Source organism: Sorangium sp. So ce295 (assembly GCF_051527405.1).
GTDB classification, from domain to species: Bacteria; Myxococcota_A; Polyangia; order Polyangiales; family Polyangiaceae; genus Sorangium; species Sorangium cellulosum_B.
This window is the reverse complement of the sequence record NZ_CP150324.1, coordinates 3,772,501-3,789,552: the sequence shown is the minus strand read 5'-3', so window position 1 is coordinate 3,789,552 and position 17,052 is coordinate 3,772,501. Positions and strand designations below refer to the sequence as shown.

Here is a 17,052-nt window from a genome sequence, read left to right as displayed (position 1 = left end):
CGGTCAGGGCTCACGATCGCGTCGATGACGACGATCGCGCACCTCACGGACTTCCATCTCCTCGAGGCGGATCACGACCGGCGCCGCGGCGCCGAGCGGTGGCGGCTTCGTTACCTGAGCTTCGGCCGCCCCATCGACGCAGCGCAACGCCGCCGTCGCACGCTGGCCGCGCTCATCGAGGCGGGGCGGAGCGGGGCGGACCACCTGGTGCTCACCGGCGACCTCACGGAAGACGGGACTCCTGCCCAGTTCGAGGTGCTCGCCGCCGTCCTGGCGGAGAGCGGCTGGGACCCGGCCCGCGTCACGTTGGTGCCTGGCAACCACGATGCGTATACCGAAGGCGCGTGGGAGCGCGCGCTGGAGGGCTGCCTCCGCCCCTTCGCGGCGACGAGCAGGCAGGGGACGGCCGTCGCTCTGCCTGGGGCTGTCGTCGCCGCGGTCTCGACCGCCATGATGCAGCCGGTGACCCGCTCGGCAGGCGCGATCGCGGCCCGCGAGCTCTCGTGGATCGCCTCGCTCGCCGTCGAGGCGCGCCGCTCGGGCGACGCGCTCGTGCTCGCCCAGCACCACCCGCCGCTCCGCCATCCGATCGGCGCGATGCAGTGGCTGGACGGCCTCATCAACAGCGCTGAGCTCATGGCATTGCTCCACGAGCACGATCACCTTCACGTGATCCACGGCCATACGCACCGAGCGCACGACGCGCCGGTGCGCTCAGGCGCGCCGCCTCGCATCTTCTGCGCTCAGGCGCTCGTGGACGGACCTTCACCGCTACGCCTCTACCGTGTGCGTTGCGGACGCCTCCTGTCCGAGCGGGCGCGGGTTCGGAGCGGCGCGTCGGCGTTCGCGCTGGCGTAGAATCTCTCACACGCACTGCAGCGCGCGTTCCCCTCATCGCGCTCTTTTCGCCCAAGACGCGGCTCGTATAGAGTCCTCGTTCGATCATGAAATTCACGCGCTTACTCAGGGGTACCATCACTGTCGTTGCTCTCTCGACGTTCGCGGCCCAGCTGGGCTGCGGCGGCGCCGCGCCCACGTCCGTGGCGCCGGTGATGGTCGACGCCGAGCCTGTCGAGACGTCGGGCCCGAAGATGAGCTCGGGTTCCGAGATCGGCGGCATGAACGAGGAGAAGGTGCAAGCGGCGTTCGAGCGCGTGTCGCCTCGGCTCTCGCGCTGCTACCAGAAAGGCGTCCAGCGGATCCCCTATCTCGGGGGCGAGATCCGCTTCAAGGTCCGGGTGACCGAGGAGGGCACGGCGCGCTGGGCGTTCGTGAAGGACTCCAACCTGGGCGATCGCGAGACCGAGGCGTGCATGCTGAGCGTCCTGAAGGCGACGAGGTGGCCGAAGCCGGTCGGCGGAGAGGGCCTGGCGGAGAACAGCTTCACCTTCGAGCCGAGCAGCGACGAGCGCCTGCCCGTGCCCTGGACGCCCGACCAGCTCGGGACGCCGTACAAGAAGGCGAGGCCGGCGCTCGCGTCGTGCCGGAGCCAGGCGGGCGCCAGCCAGATCAAGGCCACGCTCTACATCGACACCGACGGCAAGCCGCTCAGCGTGGGCGTGTCCAGCAACGACGAACGGGGCGAGGAGGCGGCCGAGTGTGTCGCCGGCGCGCTGCGCGAGATCACCTTTCCCTCTCCTGGCAGCTATGCATCGAAGGTGAGCGTCGACATCGATTGACGTGACGCCGCGCACCGCACGCAGCGATCGCCCGCACGCCGGGCTGGCCGCTGGCGGAGGTGCCCGGCAGGCGCGGCGCGCTGCGTCCCGCCCTGTCCGAGGCGGCGAGGGCCGCAGGGCTCGTCCATTGGCCGCGAATTCTACCGCCCTTGCTGGCAGCGCGCGCAGCGGGACTGCGCTACGCTCTCGTCGTGGGCAAGGTCCTCCGGCAGATCCTGGTGCTCTTGTGGAAGGTGGCTCGCCTCGTCCTGTGGAAGTGGCTGAAGCCGCGCCTCATGAGGTTCGCGATGATCACGGCGGCGCTCGTCGGGGTCATCCTGCTCGTGGTGGCCGTGCTCGGCAGGCTTTAGCGGCGAGCGCGGCTCCCCGGCTGGCAGCCGCGGGCGGCGCGGCTGTCGTTCGCTTGTCCGCGGTCGCAACCGGCAACTAGTCTCTCCCGCTTGCATGGCTAGCTCACCGCCTTCCTTCCTCCTCGCGGCCCTGACGTGCGCGATCGCGTCGGGGGGCGCCGCAGCTTGCTCCGAAGAGAGCCCCGCCGAGGCGGCGCCTGCCTCGCTCGAGGCGGACGCCCTGCGGACGCCCCCCGAGGCGGACGCGCCACGCGTGTCCTCGGGAGCGGCCGCGCCGCGCGCCGCGCTCGTCGAGGCGGCGCACGTCACGAAGGCGCCGGCCCAGGCGGAGGCCGACGCGCCGCCCGCGGCGAGCGCGGCGGCAACGGCGCCGCCCGCCAGCGCGGCGGCGGAGGGCGCGCGCATCTACTCCAAGGCGCGCTTTGCGTGGATCAGCCCTGGCCCTTACCCGACGCGGGGCTGGAGCGGCTACCTGGGGCTCGGCGGCTCCGTCGCGCTGCGCGGCGGCAGCGTCGAGGCCGCGCGGACGCCTGGCGAGGGGTGCAACGCATGGTACGCCATCGAGCCGCGGGGCTACGTCTGCGCTGGCGCCGGCGCCGCGGTCGACCCGAACGACCCGGTCGTGGCCGCGCTGCGGCCGCACGCGCCCAGGGTCGACTCCCCGTGGCCCTATGACTACGCGGAGTCGACCGGCGCGCCGCGCTACCCGCAGCTCCCGAGCGCGAAGGAGCAGCGGCGCTCCGAGTGGGACCTCGAGGAGCACCTCGCGAACATCGCGAAGGTGCGCGCCGCCGAGGGCGCCGGTGAGGAAGCCATCCGCGAGATCGACGAGGCCCTCGTGGGAGTCGACCTGAAGCCCGCGGGGGTCGCCGCCCCGGCGCTGTTTCCATTCGGGGGCCTCGTGCGCGAGGGGCGCGACCGGATCGTGAACGGCTCGACGGTGGCGTTCACCCGCGCGTTCGACGCGCAGGATCGGACCTGGGTGGTGACCTCGGACCAGGCGTACATGCCGAAGGATCGCCTGAAGCCCTACCCGCGCTCGAGCTTCCAGGGCGTCTGGCTGAAGGACGGGCGTTCGCTCCCGCTCGCGTTCTTCCGCAAGACCGATCGGCCGAAGTACCAGCGGGGCGCCGGCGGCCGCTTCGAGGCGACCGGCGCGTCGTTCGCGCGGCTCGCCTCGGTCGGGCTCACCGGTCGCGCCGAGGTCGAGGACGGCGAGCGGCTCCTCGAGACGCAGGAGCCGGGGGTCTACGTGCGCGCGGACGACGCCGTCGTGATCGAGGCGGCGAAGCGCTCGCCGCTCGATGGCGACGGCGATCCGTCGTCGCCGCGCAAGTGGATCGAGGTGAGCGTGCTCGGCGGCTGGTTCGTCGCCTACGAAGAGCTCACCCCGGTCTTCGCGACGCTCATCTCACCGGGGCGCGGCGGCGTCCCGAGGCAGGGCATCCCCGCCATCGAGACCGCGGCGACGCCGACCGGGCGCTTCCGCATCGACGGGAAGTTCGTGACGGCGACGATGGTCTCGAGCACGAACGACAAGATCGTCCACTCCGAGGTGCAGTTCGTGCAAAACTTCAGCGGACCTCACGCGCTGCACGGCGCGTACTGGCACGACGCCTGGGGCGAGCCGAAGAGCGGCGGCTGCGTCAACCTCTCCCCCATCGACGCCAAGCAGATGTTCGCCTGGACCGACCCGCCGGTGCCGGAGGGTTGGCACGGCCTGCGGGCCTCCCGCGACGCCGGCCGCTCCACGGTGGTCCTCATTCACCGCTGATCGCGCGCGCGATCCGGCCGATGAGCCGCAGCGCGGCTTCCGCGAACACGTCCGGATCGAGCAGCAGGCCGACCACGAGGAAGCCGTCGCGCGGCATATCGAAGAAGTAGCCGGGGTGGACGATGATCCCCTCGTCGCGCACGAGCAGCTCGACCCAGCCGTCCTCGTCGTGCACGCGCGGGACCTCCAGCGTCGCGTACCAGCCGCCGTCGATCGGGAGCCGCCGGACCGCGCCCCCGGCGCGCGCGGCGATCGCCGCGTCGAGCGCGGCCAGGTTGGCCTGCACGCGCGACAGGATCGCGCGCTGGACGGGCGCCCGCGAGGCGAGGATCTCCGGCAGCGCGAGCTGCACCGGGGTGCCGACCGAGAGGTAGGTGTCCGCGATGACCTCGAGCCGCTCCAGCGCCGCGGCGGCGAGCTCCGGCGGCCCTGAGACCGCGATCCAGCCGAGCTTGAGCTGCGGCAGCGCCATCACCTTGGAGAGCCCGCTCAGCACGAACGTCAGCGCCTGCCGCGAGCCGGCGAAGCTCGGCAAGCGGTCCGGGGCGAGGTCTCCGTGGGCGTAGTCCCCGAAGACCTCGTCGACGATCAGCGCGAGCCCGCGCTCCCTGGCGCACGCCTCGAGCGCGGCGGCGTCGTCGCGACGCACGAAGGAGCCGGTCGGGTTGTTCGGATGGACGAGCACCACCGCGCGCGTCCGCTCGCCGGCAGCGCGCTCTAGCGCGCCGAGGTCGATGCGCCATCCTTCCTCCCTGAGGAGCGGGTAGGGCGTGAGCGCGACGTCCTCGAGGCAGGCGAGGTACTCGAGGAGCGGGTACGACGGCACGGGGACGAGCACGTCGTCGCCGCGCTCGGCGAGCAGCTTGAGCAGCCAGCCGTACGCTTCGCTGGTGCTGGCCGTCAGCACGACGCTCGACGGATCCACGTCGAGCCCGCGCTCCTGGTAGTAGCGCGACACCGCGGCGCGCGCGGCCGGATCGCCGAGCGGCAGCGGCGCGTACCGCGCGCCGCGCGGCTCGCCGAGCGGCGCGATGAGGTGAGCCGTCTCGACGATCCCGCAACGCGTCGGGTTCGACTCGGTGAAATCGACGAGCGCGCGCCCCACCCCGCGCGCCTCGGCGAGCACGGAGGCGAGGCTGTTGCCCGAGAGATCCCAGCCTGTGCGCGCCGCGAACCGCAGCGGCCTGGGGGCGCGCGCGTGTCCCGCGTGCGCCTCTGCCGCGGGAGGTCGATCCACGATCACCGGTTTCTCCATGCGTCCATGCTCCATCGCCGTCGTGCTCTACCCCGCCCCGCCGCTCGGCCACGGTGACACGGACGGCGGCGGACGGCAGCCGCGCGCGCCCGGGCGACGCAAGGGCGCGCGGGCAGCGGGGGTGCTCAGCCGCGGCGCCGACGGCGCGCCGCGGACGCCGCCACGAGGAGGCTCGCGAGGCCCCAGGCGGCGCGGCTCGACGGCGGCGTGCCGTCCGGGCGAGCCGCGGCCCAGGTGCACGCGCCGCTGGTCGCCTCGAGCTCTCCGTTCGCCATCCAGACGTCGCTCCCCACCGGGAGCTCGCGCGCGCCGAGCGAGGCGCCGTCGTAGAGCACGTCGACGGCCAGCGTCGCCCCTCCGGAGCCGCGCGGCGCGGCGACCGCGAACTGCCACAGCCCGCGGCGGACCTCCCGGAGCGCCGTGTGCATCACCCCGCCGCGGACGGCGACCGTGAGCTTCTCATCGACGCCCCTCACCGGGGCGCCGTCAGGGCGTCGCAGCTCGATCGTCCCCCAGACCGGCCACGACGGGTCGGGCCTCGCGTAGGAGCTCGACAGGACGTACCAGCTCTTGTCGAGCGCCGGCTCGTTCCCGCCGGTCTCGGCGGCCTCGAGCGCGAGGCGCGCGCCTTCGAGATCGAGCACGCCGGGACCGAGCTGCGCGTCGAGCGGCACCGCGCCCCTCGGATACCGCGCGCCTGCCTGGAGCGCCTCCGTGACCTCCGCCTGGCTCAGGTTCGGGTTGACCTGGAAGAGGAGCGCGATCGCCCCTGCGACCTGCGGCGCCGCCATGGACGACCCTGACGCGATCGCGTGGTGGTCGTCGACGACGAAGCAAGGCTCGTCACCGGGGCACCCGGGTGTATCGAACAGCCCTCCGGGATCGTCGCGCGGGTCGACGCCGCTGGCCATGGCGGCCGCGACCAGGCCGCCGGGCGCGCTGATCTCCGGCTTGGCCACGCCGAACGGCGTGGGACCAGCCGCGCTGAAGTAGCAGGCGCTGTCCTCTTCGATGTCCACGCCGTCGAGGCTCGTGAGGCGCACGCTCGTGGAGCTCCCCTGCGGCTGCCAGCGGACGCGGTTGATGGTGCACCCCACGGCGAGCAGCCCGGGGTGGCTCGCGGGCACGTTGATCGTCCCTTGCTTGATGGCGCGCGGGAACAGGAGCCCGAGATCGTGCGACGGCGAGACGTCGCCGAGCCCCGTCACCCAGAGCTGCGCGTCCCCTCGGCCTCGCAGGCGGATCGCGAACTCGCCCGCCTTCCACGCCCCGCTGAAGGCCACGACGGCGCTGTTCGTCGCCGCGGTGATGGGCGACTTCCCGTTCGCGAGCCGGTTGATGACCGCGCCGGTCGTCTCGCCGTCGTCACCTGTGTAGCCGGCGTCATCTCCGGGCTCGATCAGGCCGATCCACGCCTCGCCGCCTGGCCCGTCGAGGCCGACCGACACCTCGTCCCCGGGCCGGAAGGTGATCCAGACGTATCCTTCGCCGCGCTTCGCGCTCGGCGTGCGGATGGGCACCCGCGTCTCGGCGTGCGCCGACACGTGGGCCTCGGTGTGGATCCCGAGCGGTCCTTCGCCGTCGATCTCGTACGTCGCGCCGCTGTTGCCGGCGGCGACGACGATCGCCCGCCCCGGATGAGCGCTGCCGACCATCGCGGCGAGCCCCGCCTCGAGCGGGCTCGTCCCGTCGTGGGGCCCGAAATCGCTCCCGACGCTCAGGTTGACGACCGCCGGCATGTTCAGCTCCTCGGCGCGGTCGAAGATGAACTGCACCGCCTTGAGGATGTCCGGATCGTCGAAGCCCTCGCCGGGCAGCGCCGGCGCGGCGATGATCAGCGTCGCAGCGGGCGCCACGCCGACGTACCGCGGCCGCTCCGAGACCATCGGCCCGCCGTTGCCCGCGGCGATGGATGCCACGTGCGTGCCGTGCCCCGCGATATCGCGGAGGATGCCGGGCTTGCTCTTCGCGAGCATGGCGTCGATGTCGGCGTCGGAGAAGATCGCGCACGCCGACTGGTCCGGATCGTCGCACCCGTACGTGTGCTCGAGCGCCGCGTGCAACCCCTTCGGGCTTCCGGCCTGCAGCATCCATCGGATCCGTGTCTTGCCGTCCTTGTCTCGAAAGTCCGGGTGGGTCACGTCGAGACCGGTATCGACGACGCCGACGACCACCCCCGCGCCGTCCGCGCCGGTCGCCTTCCTGTACGGCTCGACGCGGATCCACCCCTTGGAGCGATCCAGCAGGGGCCGCCGCGGCGGTCCTGTGAGCAGCCTGAGCTCCGGGTGCGCGGCGGAGAAGGCGCCGACGTCGCCGGGCGCGAGCCGGATGGTCCCGAAGCCTGGCGCGACCGGGAGGAGCCCGAGCGCTCGCGCGTCGGCGCCGGCGGGCAGCGGCACCGTCACGGGGATGCGCCCCCGCGGATCGGCGAGCGGGTGCCGACCCAGGCGCGAGCCGAGCAGGCGCGCCACCGCCGGGGCCGAGACGTCGGCGCGCGCTTCACCCGCCGCGAGGGTGAGGCCGAGCAGCGCGATGGAGAGCGGAAACCTGCGGGCGAGCACGCCGCGAGTCTACACCACGTCCGCGCGCGGCCGAGGTCTCGAAGGGCACTGCCGTCGCCCCGCGCTCTCCGGAGCGCGCCGCGGGCCGCTTCACACCGGCGGCACGAGGTGCTTCTTTCGCGGCCTCTCCTCGACCTTGCCGGCGTACCGCTCGAAGCGGCGCGCCACCTCGCGGCGGAGGTTCGCCGTCGGGATGATCGCGTCGATCACGAGCTCGCTGGCGAGCTTCTCCAGATCGACGTCGGCCCGGTACTCGTCACGCAGCTTCTGGACGAGCGCATCGCGCTCGGGCCCCGCCGGGATCGCCTGGATCTTGTTGAAGTAGACGGCGTTCACCGCGGCGCTCGGCCCCATCACGGCGATCGAGGCCGAGGGCAGGGCGATGCACTCGTCGGGCGCGAACGCCGGCCCGCACATCGCGTAGAGCCCGGCGCCGTACGCCTTGCGCACGACGACGGACAGCTTCGGCACGCTCGCCTCGCTCACGGCGGCGATCATCTTCGCCCCGGCCCGGATGATCCCCTGCCTCTCGACGACGGTCCCGATCATGAAGCCGGGCACGTCGGCGAGGTACAGGAGCGGGATATTGAACGCGTCGCACAGCCAGATGAACCGGGCCGCCTTGTCGGCCGAGTCCACGAACAGCACGCCGCCCTTGTATTTCGGCTGGTTCGCGACGATGCCGACCGCGCGTCCCTCCACGCGCGCGAGCCCCGTGACGATCTCTCGGGCGTAGAGCTTCTTGATCTCGACGAAGCTGCCCTCGTCGATGATCGCGTCGATCACGGCCATGATGTCGAACGGCTTGTTCTCGTCGGCGGGGATCACGTCCTCGAGCGATCGCTGCCCTGGCTTCTCCGACCTCGGCTCGACGCGGGGCGCGGTCTCGGCGGAGCTCTGCGGCATCAGCGCGAGGTAGCGCTTCGCGAAGGCGATCGCCTCTTCCTCGGTCTTCACGAGCACGTCGCCGCACCCCGAGACCGAGCAGTGCATGCGCGCTCCGCCGAGCTCTTCGAGCGTGACCTTCTCGCCGATCACCATCTCCGCCATGCGCGGGGAGCCCAGGTACATGCTCGCGTTGCTCTCGACCATGCACACGACGTCGCAGAACGCCGGGATGTAGGCGCCCCCCGCCGCCGACGGGCCGAACAGCAGGCAGATCTGCGGGACGAGGCCGCTCAGCTCGACCTGGTTGTAGAAGATCCGGCCCGCGCCGCGCCGCCCGGGGAACATCTCGATCTGGTCGGTGATGCGCGCCCCCGCGGAGTCGACGAGGTACAGCAGCGGGCACCGGAGGCGCCGCGCGGTCTCCTGCACGCGCAGGATCTTCTCGACGGTGCGGCGCCCCCACGACCCGGCCTTCACGGTCGAGTCGTTCGCCATCACGCACACGGGGCGCCCGCCCACCGTCCCGGTGCCCGTGATGACGCCGTCGGCCGGCAGCTCGGGATCCAGCGCGTTGGCGAGCGCCGCGTCCTCGATGAAGCTGCCTTCGTCGACGAGCAGCGCAACGCGTTGCCGCGCGAACAGCTTGCCCTGTTCCGCGTTCTTGTCGTGGTACTTCTGCGCGCCTCCCTTCTCGATGCGCGCCGTGAGATCCCGCAGCTTCTGATCGAGCGACATGGCGCGACCCATAGCCCTAAGCGCGCCGGGCGACCACCTCCCGCGCCGCCGATTCGAGCTCCCGCGCGGTCCGGGCGACCAGCACCTTCGTCGCCGCCGCGGCGTAGCGCGGCATCGCGCTGTCTCCCGTCCCCCAGGCGCCCGGCCCCTCGGGGCACAGCCACAGGAGCGCCCGCGCCCGGTCACGGAGCCTCCTCACGACCTCCGCCTCGTCGGCGAAGTAGTTCGTGCGCCCGTCGCCCAGGATCACCAGGGTCACCCGCCGGTCCACGTCGCGCCCGTATCGCTCCTCGAAGGCCAGCAGCGCGCGCCCGTAATTCGAGTTGTGCGCCCGGCTCACCACCTCGCCGCGCTGGATCCGCTCGAGCGCCGAGCTCGCCGGCAACGCCTCGAAGAGCTCGGTCGTCTCGGCGAGCTCGCTCACGAAGACGAACGATCGCGTCCGGTCGAAGAGCTCCTGCGCCGCGCAGACGAACTCGAGCATGAACCGCGCGGCGACGCGGACCGAGTCCGACACGTCGCACAGGATCATCAGGCGCGGCTTGTCGCGCCGCCGCGCTCGACGCGCCGGCTGGAACGGCACGCCGCCGGTCTGGAGGCTGCGCCGCAGCGTCCGGTGGGGATCGATCCTCCCGCGCCGTGCGCGGCGCCTCCGGAGCCGCTCCGCGCCCCGGAGCCGCACGGACAGCTCCTTCACGGCGCGGCGCACCTCCTCCATCTCGCCGTCGCCGAGCGAAGCGAACGGGACATCCATGCGGCCCTGCGCAGCTGGCTCCTCGCCCTCGACGCGCCGGAGCGACAGCGTTACGTGCTCGCGCACGCGGTGCCGCATCCGCTCCAGCTCGGCGGCGAGCGCCTCCGCGAGGGCCCTCCCCCGCTCCTCGCCGAGCGCCTCCTCGAGCGCGCTCCGGATCCGCCGCAGCGCGCTGGCGACGGCTGGCACCCCGAGCTGATCCATCACCCGCTGCGCGAAGAACCCGACCTGGAGCGAGCTCGTCATCGGCGCGAGCACGCGCGCGATCCCGGCCGCTTGGAGCGCGCGGTCGAGCTCCCCCGCGGTCCCTGCGAGCGCCTGGAACGCGATCGCGTCCCCCGAGGCGCCGCTCCGCTCCGCCGCCGCGCTCAGCAGATCGCGAAGCGCGGAGAGCTCCCCATCGGAGAACCCTCGCTCCCGCAGGCGCCCCCACAAATCGCCGACGTGCGCGCCCGCGGGAGAGAAGAAGCGATCGAAGCAGGCGCGGTACCGGCCGAGCTCGGCGGCGCGCTCGACAACCACCGCGCCGATGGCGTCGCGCAGCGTCCCTCGGTCGCCGAACCCGACGAGGGCGCACGCGCGCGTGACATCAATGGCCTGCGCCGTCGAGACGGCGAAGCCGTCGCGGCGCAGCGCCCAGAGGAACTCGTCGATGGAGAGGAGCATGGCGAGCGTACCGGTCCAGCCCGCGCGGCCCCGCGCCGGTTACGGCGCCGGCGCGGCCTCCGCGAGCAGCGCCTTGAGGAGCTTCTCGACCTCGGCGTGCCGGGTCGGATCGTACCCGACCACCACGTCCCGGATGACGCCCTTCTTGTCGATCACGAACATCGTGGGGAGCGCCTTGACGCCGTAGGCCGCGGAGGTCGACTCCGACACGTCCGCCGCGACCGCGTAGCGCATCGAGAGGGCCTGCGCTGTCTTCGTCGCGACGCCCACGTCGTCGGTCGTCACGCCCACGACCCGCAGCCCCTGCGCGGCGTACGCCGCGTGCCACGCCGAGAGCTGCGGGGCCATCAAGCGGCACGGCCCGCACCAGGTCGCCCAGAAATCGAGCAGCACCACGTTTCCGCGCAGGGTCCCGATGTTCGCCGGGACGGTCCCTCCGACGGTGGTGAGCGACTTCCAGGCTGGCGCGAACGTGCCGATCTTGTCGAGGCGAAGGATCTGATCGTGCCCGGGGAACGGCACCAGCGTCGGCGCGACGTCTCGCTCTCGTCCGCCGCGCCGGATCCGGAGGTTCACCACGTTCCCAGGCCCCGCGAGCGCGACACGCGCGACGAGCTGCTTTGGCTCGTCGATCTGGACGCCATCCGCCGCGATGACCTGATCCCCGTCCACGATGCCCGCCTTGGCCGCCGGCGAGCTGGTGACGACGTGCTTCGCGACCACCCCCCCGGCCGGCCCTGGCTCCAGCTCCACGCCCAGCCAGGCGCGGCGGGACGCCTCCTCGGCGGCTGCGTGCGGGGCGCCTCCCAGCAGCGTGGCGCCCGGCAGCGACACCAGCGTGGCGGCCCAGAGGGCGCGCCATGCGCGGCCTCGCCTGGAAGAGGCCAGGTACATCCGGGCAGTGTAGCATCTCGACCGGTGCGGTCCCGAACCCGCCTCTCTGCGTGGTGCGCGCTCGCTGCGGCGTCGCTCGCCTCGATGACGCTCTCGACGGAGGCGCGGGTCCGCTCCGGGTGGGCCCCCCTGCCGCTCGGCTGTGCGCCGCCCCCGCCGTCCCCGTCCCCCGTTCGCGTCGCGGAGACCACGGAGTGGATCGGACGCGGCTCCAGCTCCGTCCCCGAGGGGCGTGCCTCCGCCCCGGCGCCCGCTGCACCTCCGGCCGCGGCGCCCTCGGCGTGGGAGCTCGCCGGGCAGCTCGCGAGCTTCCAGCCTGTCACGGGTCGGGCTCGCTCCCAGCACTTCACCGGCGAGATGGAGGCGGAGGTGAGGGTCAACGCGGCGGCTGCGCCCTACCCGCAGCTCGGTCCGGATCGCGTCCTCCCCTCTGGCGCGGCCGTTGTCGAGTTCCACTACCGGGCGGGCGCATCGGAGCCGGACACGCTCCTGGCCATGGTGAAGCGACCGGCTGGCTATGACCCCGACGGCGGCAACTGGGAGTACCTCGTCCTCACGCCCCAGGGCACCTCCACCCACCGCGGCGCCCTGCCCCTCTGCAAGCGCTGTCATGCCGACGCGCCGCACGACCACCTCTTCGGCGGCCCCCGATAGGCGCTCGCGTGGCCCTCGACAGCGCGACGCGTCACAGCGTCCGTTGGCCGGGCTCTTGGTCCGCAAAGATTGCGAAACACGGCATGGCACGCGACACCGCTGCCCGAGCACCTCGTCGGACACGGATCCATGACAGCCCAAGAAACCGCGGCGAAACGTGAGTATTCCGCTGGACGTACGCGCGCGCGAGGACGCGCCGAGGAGGAGGCTGCGAGATGGCACAGAGGCTGCTCCAGGCGGAATTGGCCGTGTTCTGCGCTGTGGGCTGCAGCGTGTCTCGGTCCTCCTCCCCTCGTAACGGGCCTCACTAGCTTGTGCTTGGTCGTTCAGCGGGCGCCATCCCGCCTCTTCATGGCGCCGCTGCTGCTTGGCTTACGGCTTCTTCCCGTTTCGTCAGCTTGGCCTGCTCGTCTCGTGGTGCGCTTTCAGAGCTTCGCTTGCCCTTCGAGAGCGTGTGAAAGCGCGCGGCCATTCCGTGACGGAGTCGCCGCGCGCCCTGTTTTTGTCCTGCGCTCCGAGCAGGCGCCCTCAGGCCTCGATCACTTTTCCTTTGACAGCTCGCTCAGGGGCGTATAAACGCCGGCACTCACTTCGCGCAACCGAGCGCGACGCGGGAGTGCGGTGGCGTAGCCACGCCTTGCACTTGCCTTCACCAGAGCGCCCATAGCTCAGCTGGATAGAGCATCGGCCTACGAAGCCGGGGGTCGGAAGTTCGAATCTTCCTGGGCGCGCCTGATCGGTCGTGTAAAAGGTCCTGAGCCTCTCATGGATGTCATGGATGACGGAGCGGATTTGCTCCTCTCCCCTGTGGCACAGCCGGAGGAACCAGCGAGCGTCGACGCGCTGTGGATGCGTGAGGCGCTCGCGGAGGCCGAGGCTGCGGCAGGTGCCGGTGACGTCCCCGTGGGGGCGCTCATCGTCGATGCGTCGGGGACGGTGCTGGCGCGCGGTCGAAATCGTCGCGAGATCGATCAGGATCCGACCGGTCACGCCGAGGTGGACGCGCTGCGGGCGGCGGCCAGGCGGCTTGGTCATTGGCGGCTCGAAGGGGCGACGGTCTACGCGACGCTGGAGCCGTGTCCCATGTGCGCCGGCGCCCTCGTCAATGCCAGGATTGCGCGGCTCGTCTACGGCTGCCCGGACCCGAAGGCGGGAGCGGTCGACACGCTCTTCGCGATCGGACGCGACAACCGGCTCAACCATCGCTTCGCGGTCACGTCGGGCGTGCTGGCAGACGAGTGCGCCGGCGTGCTTCGCGCGTTCTTCGCGAAGCTCCGGACCGCCGCCTCGAAGCGCTGACGGCCCGGCCCGCGCGTGCGGGCGTCAAGGCGCCGCCCAGGCGCCCCCCTCGTCCTCTCCCGCTCTACCCTCGCCGGCCTCACCGCCGTCCTCGGAGGGCTGACGGGGCGCCAGATGAGGCGCAGGGGAGCCTCGCACCACGACCTCCTGGAGCCCCTTCTCCAGCTCCTCGTCGGAGATCCGATGGCGCCTGTGCGCGATCTGCATGAGCTTGCGCAGGTACCCGCTCCACGCAGCGGTGACCTCGCCGTTCGCATCGAAGTGCTGCACGCTCGGGTTTGGAAGGATCGAGGCGATGTACAGCGCCTGCCCGAGCGAGAGCTGCGCCGCCGACGCGTTGAAGTAGTGCCGCGCGGCGGCGCCGATGCCGTAGACCAGCGGCCCGAACTCCACCGCGTTCAGGTAGAGCTCCATGATCTGCTCCTTGGTGAGCTCCTGCTCCAGGTACATGGTGAGCAAGGTTTCCTGGAGCTTGCGCGCCACGCTCTTGGTCCGCTCGAGGTAGAGGTTCTTGGCGAGCTGCATGCTGACGGTGCTCGCCCCCCGAACGAACCTCCTCTTCCGGAGGTTCTCGCGGATCGAGTTCTTGATGGCTTCCTCGTCGAACCCGTGATGCCGGTGGAAGGCGCCGTCCTCCGTGGTCAGCACGGCGACCTCCATGAAGCGGGAAATGTCCTCGTAGGGGACCCAATCGGCGGTCCCTGGCCCGGACTCGATGTCGACGCGCTTGCCCCCGGGCCCGTAAACCAGGCGCCGGAACGCGCGCTTGAAGCGATCGACGCTGAGCTCCGGCGGCATCTCCGTCACGCGGCAGGTGTTGGAGACGCTCCAGTCAAGCAAAAAATTCCGGTCGAGGTTCGCGGTATCGAACCGGAGCTTCCCTTCGATCCCGAACGAGCCGGCGAGCCTCATTCCGTGGAGCTTCGCCACGATCCCTTTGGGCACCGAATCCAGCATCGACTGGCAAGCCGTGAGGGGCACCTCGAAGGTGCCGCGGACCCGGTGTGAGTTCCCGGCGTGCTCGTACTCGCCGCGCGCGATCAGCCTCAGCGCACCGAGGTCGACCTCGGCGTCCTCGGCGACGAGCTTGGACCCGTCGAGCTTGCCGTTCGCCTTCGCTCGCCATGCCAGGTCGAGGCCTGCGATGGGCTCGTCTGCCAGGGCCGCGCTCCGCAGAGAGAGGTTCTTCAGCCTTCCTTCGCCGTCGACCCCAAGCGTCTGGCCGTCGGCCGAGAGGACGACCCGCGCGCGGCTGACGATCGACGTCCGCGCCACATCAAACAGGCCCATGTCCCCTTCATGGACGCCGAGGGTGGAGAGCCAGATGGGTCCGCCCTGCACGTCGGCGACGATCTCCTGCGGGGTCTCCTTCGCGTCGCTGAGCGGCACGCGAAGGCGAAAGGTGAGCGCTTGCTGGGCGTCGGCGCCAGCGGCCGCGATCGCGGCCTCTCCAGGTGACAGCTCGACCACGAGCGAGCCTGCTTCGCGCCGCACGGCGAGGTGCCCCGGTCCCAGGTTGAGGTGATCGGCGTCGCGCCGGAGGCGCGCGGTGACACCTGCGACGTCGACCTTGGCGTCCTTGCCGAGCGCCAGATCGATGCCCTGCGCCGCCCGCAGAAGGGCTTCTCGAACCGCAGCCCCTCGATTCCGCCCCGCATCGGCCCCGTCGCCGCGCTCGGCCGTCCTCGTCAGCTGTGCCGGATGGGTGCGCCCGCTCTGCTCAGGCACGACCTGAGGTTCAGGGGTCCCCTCCGGGAGCGCCACGTTGGCGTCGATGGAGTCGGCCGAGAGCTCGCTCACCTGGTATCGCCCCTGCTCCAGGGCGAGCACCAGCCGGCCGTGCCGGACCGAGAAGGCCGCCCGTCCCAGGGACAGGATCGCTTCGCGCGCAGCGATGGCTGTCCGCCCTCCCGCGCGCGACAGGTGCACGTTATCGGCCGACAGGCTCTCCGCGGGTGAGTCGGCCCGATCGGTCCAGACGAGCCGCAAGCCCTCCAGCTCGGTGCTACCGCCCCCCTCGCTCGTCGCGGTGCCGGTACGTCCAGCCGGTTGCCCCGCCCGCCAGGTCTCCAGCTCGTGGAGGATCGCCTCGCGCGGGCCGACGGCGGAGACCGTCCCCCCGCGCATCGTCACGCGCCGTCCCGAGACGCCCAGCGCGACGGCGACCTCCTCCAGGCGGATGGAGATGCTCGGCGCCCCGCGCAGCTGGACGTCCACACCCTTGAGGGAAACGCCGCTCCAGGTGGGCCGAACCTGGTCGATCGACAGCGATGCCCCGTACCGATCAGCCGCCTGCTCGGCCTGGTAGCGCACAAAAGGGGCGAATCCGACGACGAGCCCGCCGCAGAGGGCCCCCCCGGCGACCGCAGCGATTCTCCTGCGCTTGAATCCCAAGGTTCCCCTAGGGTAGCAACGCCTGGCGGCCGGAAGAAACTCGCAGCGTCATCTTGATCTCGCGCCGCCGTCCCCTGCCGGCCCCTTCGCCGCCGCCTGGGCTGGCACTTCTTCTCACGCGGCGAACGGCGCCACACGCAGCGCGAACGCCCAGAGCTGCGACCAGCGAAAATTCAAGCCAGACAACAAAAACGAAAGCCTTCAACAGGCTCCTGGCGCACATTGGGACCAACGATCGCGGAGGTCGTAACCGCACCGCGTTGACCAGAAGCACCGCCAATGAAACCCCGAGACGTCCTCGGCGCCGCGATGATGCCGCAGAGCGCGTCCCGAGCTCCAAGCAAAATGACAAAAAAAAACCTGCGCACGGCTTTCACCGTGCGCAGGTTCGAAGAAAATCCCGGCGGCGTCCTACTCTCCCACTAGGTTGCCCTAGCAGTACCATCGGCTCCAAGAAGCTTAACTTCCGAGTTCGGTATGGGATCGGGTGTGACCTTCTCGATATCACCACCGGAAACTTGTGGGTGCGTCCAATCGGAACCCGGCGGAGCCCGCTCTTCGCGGTGCTCTACGCTGGGCCAGCTGTGTCACGCTGCTCGTCACCCGAACTCCGGGCGCGACGCTTCGATGTTTGCCTTAGAAGTATGGTCAAGCCGCACGACCTATTAGTACCGGTTAGCTCCGCCGATTGCTCGGCTTCCACACCCGGCCTATCAACCTCGTGGTCTACGAGGGGTCTTTAGGGGCCTTGCGGCCCGGGACACCTAGTCTTGAGGCCGGCTTCCCGCTTAGATGCTTTCAGCGGTTATCCGTTCCGTACATGGCTACCCGGCTATGCCCTTGGCAGGACAACCGGAACACCAGAGGTACGTCCACCCAGGTCCTCTCGTACTATGGGCAGCTCCTCTCAAGTGTCCTACGCCCACGGCAGATAGGGACCAAACTGTCTCACGACGTTTTAAACCCAGCTCGCGTACCGCTTTAATCGGCGAACAGCCGAACCCTTGGGACCTGCTCCAGCCCCAGGATGCGATGGGCCGACATCGAGGTGCCAAACCGCGCCGCCGATATGAACTCTCAGGCGCGATCAGCCTGTTATCCCCAGAGTACCTTTTATCCGATGAGCGATGGCCCTTCCATACAGAACCA

The 17,052-nt window shown here is 71.2% G+C and carries 12 protein-coding genes, 1 tRNA gene and 2 rRNA genes (1 of these 15 only partly in view); 7 read left to right on the top strand and 8 right to left on the bottom strand.

Annotated elements, in window-relative coordinates; genetic code table 11:
• The first annotated feature begins 24 nt into the window (after positions 1–24).
• The 4 genes from WMF11_RS14555 (at position 25) to WMF11_RS14540 (ending at position 3,803) form a co-directional block, all read left to right on the top strand.
• Positions 25–858, top strand: a complete 834-nt coding sequence (locus tag WMF11_RS14555) for a metallophosphoesterase family protein (RefSeq protein ID WP_437552423.1) — start codon at positions 25–27, stop codon at positions 856–858.
• A gap of 86 nt (positions 859–944) precedes the next feature.
• A complete protein-coding gene (locus WMF11_RS14550; RefSeq protein WP_437908979.1) occupies positions 945–1,679 on the top strand; it encodes an AgmX/PglI C-terminal domain-containing protein in 735 nt (244 codons plus the stop codon).
• A 191-nt stretch (positions 1,680–1,870) separates the two neighbouring features.
• Entirely contained in the window at positions 1,871–2,029 is a 159-nt protein-coding gene (locus WMF11_RS14545; protein ID WP_157906653.1) for a hypothetical protein, read from the top strand.
• A gap of 94 nt (positions 2,030–2,123) precedes the next feature.
• The gene (locus WMF11_RS14540; RefSeq protein WP_437977867.1) at positions 2,124–3,803 is read left to right on the top strand and encodes a L,D-transpeptidase; all 1,680 of its coding nucleotides are present in this window, start codon (positions 2,124–2,126) and stop codon (positions 3,801–3,803) included.
• Here WMF11_RS14540 and WMF11_RS14535 read toward each other — a convergent pair.
• The 5 genes from WMF11_RS14535 to WMF11_RS14515 form a co-directional block, all read right to left on the bottom strand.
• Positions 3,790–5,058 carry a pyridoxal phosphate-dependent aminotransferase gene (locus WMF11_RS14535; protein WP_437977866.1) on the bottom strand — a complete coding sequence of 423 codons (1,269 nt, stop codon included), beginning with the start codon at positions 5,056–5,058 and terminating at the stop codon, positions 3,790–3,792. The two genes, WMF11_RS14540 and WMF11_RS14535, sit on opposite strands and share 14 nt — an antisense overlap.
• A 125-nt stretch (positions 5,059–5,183) precedes the next feature.
• Positions 5,184–7,619, bottom strand: a complete 2,436-nt coding sequence (locus WMF11_RS14530) for a S8 family serine peptidase (RefSeq protein WP_437977865.1) — start codon at positions 7,617–7,619, stop codon at positions 5,184–5,186.
• A 90-nt stretch (positions 7,620–7,709) separates the two neighbouring features.
• Positions 7,710–9,242 (bottom strand): acyl-CoA carboxylase subunit beta, encoded by a 1,533-nt coding sequence (locus tag WMF11_RS14525; protein ID WP_437977864.1) that lies wholly within the window; start codon positions 9,240–9,242, stop codon positions 7,710–7,712.
• Between the two features lie 16 nt (positions 9,243–9,258).
• A complete protein-coding gene (locus WMF11_RS14520) occupies positions 9,259–10,662 on the bottom strand; it encodes a VWA domain-containing protein (RefSeq protein WP_437908973.1) in 1,404 nt (467 codons plus the stop codon).
• A 39-nt stretch (positions 10,663–10,701) separates the two neighbouring features.
• Positions 10,702–11,556: a redoxin domain-containing protein gene (locus WMF11_RS14515; RefSeq protein ID WP_437977863.1), complete on the bottom strand. Its 855-nt coding sequence runs from the start codon at positions 11,554–11,556 to the stop codon at positions 10,702–10,704.
• 24 nt (positions 11,557–11,580) lie between these two features.
• Between WMF11_RS14515 and WMF11_RS14510 the strand changes: the two genes are divergently transcribed.
• From WMF11_RS14510 to tadA, 3 genes are all read left to right on the top strand, one after another.
• A complete protein-coding gene (locus WMF11_RS14510) occupies positions 11,581–12,210 on the top strand; it encodes a hypothetical protein (protein ID WP_437977862.1) in 630 nt (209 codons plus the stop codon).
• Between the two features lie 657 nt (positions 12,211–12,867).
• Positions 12,868–12,941, top strand: a tRNA-Arg gene (locus WMF11_RS14505).
• A 34-nt stretch (positions 12,942–12,975) separates the two neighbouring features.
• Complete coding sequence (tadA, locus tag WMF11_RS14500; RefSeq protein WP_437977861.1) at positions 12,976–13,509, top strand: tRNA adenosine(34) deaminase TadA; 534 nt, start codon at positions 12,976–12,978, stop codon at positions 13,507–13,509.
• A gap of 24 nt (positions 13,510–13,533) precedes the next feature.
• Here the strand turns inward: tadA and WMF11_RS14495 are convergent, their stop codons facing one another.
• From WMF11_RS14495 to WMF11_RS14485, 3 genes are all read right to left on the bottom strand, one after another.
• Positions 13,534–15,903: a transglycosylase domain-containing protein gene (locus WMF11_RS14495; protein ID WP_437908970.1), complete on the bottom strand. Its 2,370-nt coding sequence runs from the start codon at positions 15,901–15,903 to the stop codon at positions 13,534–13,536.
• A gap of 398 nt (positions 15,904–16,301) precedes the next feature.
• A 5S ribosomal RNA gene (gene rrf / locus WMF11_RS14490) occupies positions 16,302–16,418 on the bottom strand.
• Positions 16,419–16,547: 129 nt separating this feature from the next.
• Positions 16,548–17,052 (bottom strand): 23S ribosomal RNA (locus WMF11_RS14485) (it continues 2,503 nt past the right edge of the window).

Coding starts and splice junctions, on each gene's coding strand:
- WMF11_RS14555 (WP_437552423.1), top strand. CDS start 25: ATGACGACGATCGCGCACCTCACGGACTTCCATCTCCTCGAGGCGGAT.
- WMF11_RS14550 (WP_437908979.1), top strand. CDS start 945: ATGAAATTCACGCGCTTACTCAGGGGTACCATCACTGTCGTTGCTCTC.
- WMF11_RS14540 (WP_437977867.1), top strand. CDS start 2,124: ATGGCTAGCTCACCGCCTTCCTTCCTCCTCGCGGCCCTGACGTGCGCG.
- WMF11_RS14535 (WP_437977866.1), bottom strand. CDS start 5,058: ATGGAGAAACCGGTGATCGTGGATCGACCTCCCGCGGCAGAGGCGCAC.
- WMF11_RS14525 (WP_437977864.1), bottom strand. CDS start 9,242: ATGTCGCTCGATCAGAAGCTGCGGGATCTCACGGCGCGCATCGAGAAG.
- WMF11_RS14520 (WP_437908973.1), bottom strand. CDS start 10,662: ATGCTCCTCTCCATCGACGAGTTCCTCTGGGCGCTGCGCCGCGACGGC.
- WMF11_RS14515 (WP_437977863.1), bottom strand. CDS start 11,556: ATGTACCTGGCCTCTTCCAGGCGAGGCCGCGCATGGCGCGCCCTCTGG.
- tadA (WP_437977861.1), top strand. CDS start 12,976: ATGGATGTCATGGATGACGGAGCGGATTTGCTCCTCTCCCCTGTGGCA.